This window comes from Psychromonas aquatilis (assembly GCF_038155185.1).
In the GTDB taxonomy this organism is placed as follows: Bacteria; Pseudomonadota; Gammaproteobacteria; order Enterobacterales; family Psychromonadaceae; genus Psychromonas; species Psychromonas aquatilis.
Genome location: NZ_JBAKAZ010000302.1, coordinates 1 through 225, shown reverse-complemented (window position 1 = coordinate 225; position 225 = coordinate 1). Strand labels below are relative to the sequence as shown.

General features: G+C 36.0%; 1 protein-coding gene. It reads left to right on the top strand.

Going from position 1 to position 225, the window contains the following annotated elements; all coding sequences use genetic code 11:
• Nucleotides 1-225: alginate lyase family protein (locus tag V6256_RS15655; RefSeq protein ID WP_341599153.1), on the top strand; the 225-nt coding region annotated here is incomplete at both ends.

Genomic DNA, 225 nt, shown 5'->3' with positions numbered 1-225 from the left:
ATTAGAGCGTACTCGTTCTTATTTCTACAGTGCTTATAATCTTGTTGCATTAACAGCTGTTGAAATGGTTGCAGATAAAGCTGATTTTTCTTTTTGGGATACTAAAGCAGAAAACGGAGCGACGTTATTAACAGGTATTGATTTCTTAATTCAAGCATCTAATGGTGCTGAGTGGACTTATAATATTAGTGTGCAAGGTGTCGTGCCAGATTACTTTATTCCTAG